The organism is Caballeronia sp. M23-90 (assembly GCF_053574605.1).
In genome coordinates this window covers 1-1,148 of sequence record NZ_JBSIPA010000857.1, presented here as the reverse complement: position 1 = coordinate 1,148, position 1,148 = coordinate 1, and the positions used below count along the sequence as shown (strand labels likewise).

Here is a 1,148-nt window from a genome sequence, read left to right as displayed (position 1 = left end):
CGCGTCAGCGTGCGCATGGGGTGATTGACGAAAATCTTCAGCAGAGCGAATTCGCTGCCCGACAATGTGAGCGGCGTCTCGTCCTGATGCAGCGTGCGCGACTGGAAGTCGAGCCGGAAACGCCCGAGCAGCGGGAACCGTTTTCGTTCGGGCGTATCCGGCGCAGACGCCACACCTGGACGTCGATACCCCGGTCGGTGCCGTCGTACTCCGGACCGTGCAGCAGTTCGAGCAGGCGCTCACGCGTCAGCGTGCGCATGGGGTGATTGACGAAAATCTTCAGCAGAGCGAATTCGCTGCCCGACAATGTGAGCGGCGTCTCGTCCTGATGCAGCGTGCGCGACTGGAAGTCGAGCCGGAAACGCCCGAACGAAAACGGTTCCCGCTGCTCGGGCGCCGCTGAAGGAATGGTTCGGCGGCGACGCAGGACAGCCTGCACGCGCGCGAGCAATTCCCGCGGATTGAACGGCTTGCCGAGATAATCGTCGGCGCCGAGCTCGAGTCCGACAATGCGGTCCACGTCGTCAGCACGGGCGGTCAGCATGATCACGGGAATGTCGTCGCCCGACGCGCGGAGCTTGCGCAACGCGGTCAGTCCATCCACACCCGGCATCATGAGGTCGAGCACGATCAGATCGGGGCGCTCGCGTTCGAGTCGCCGTTCGAGCGTGCCTGCGTCATGCAGCACCGATACCTCGATGCCCTGCCGGACCAGATAGTCGCGCAAGAGATCGCGCAGTTCGGAGTCGTCGTCGACGACAAGTATTTGAGTAGCCATGCGACGCAGTTTAACGCCAGTCCGGGCCGGCCGATGCCGCAAACCCTCCGTAAACAGTTACCGGGTGTTACCGCGAAAGCGACGCGTAAACCGGCGTAATAACGCAGCGGCGGCTCGTAACACGCGCATCGCGCCGAGTCTCTACGCTGTGTCTTACCGAAGGCGCGACGACTGAGACGACGCTGCCAGACTCGGATCAGCCCCGGTTGATCCCGGCATCTGCCCGGATCAATCCATGGGGCTCCGCAAATCAAAAAGGAGTACGCCATGTTGAAGCAGTCCCGATTCCTCGCCGTCTCCGCCGCGGCGCTCGCGCTGTCCATAGGTACAGCCAACGTCGCCAGCGCGGCCACGCCGAGATCGGGAGTGC

At 63.5% G+C, this 1,148-nt stretch carries 2 pseudogenes; both read right to left on the bottom strand.

The features are described from left to right. Positions 1–128: pseudogene (gene ompR, locus ACRXB1_RS36480) on the bottom strand (two-component system response regulator OmpR); the annotation flags it as partial. Between the two features lie 26 nt (positions 129–154). Further along, a pseudogene (locus ACRXB1_RS36475) lies at positions 155–778 on the bottom strand (response regulator); the annotation flags it as partial. Between the last annotated feature and the right edge of the window lie 370 nt (positions 779–1,148).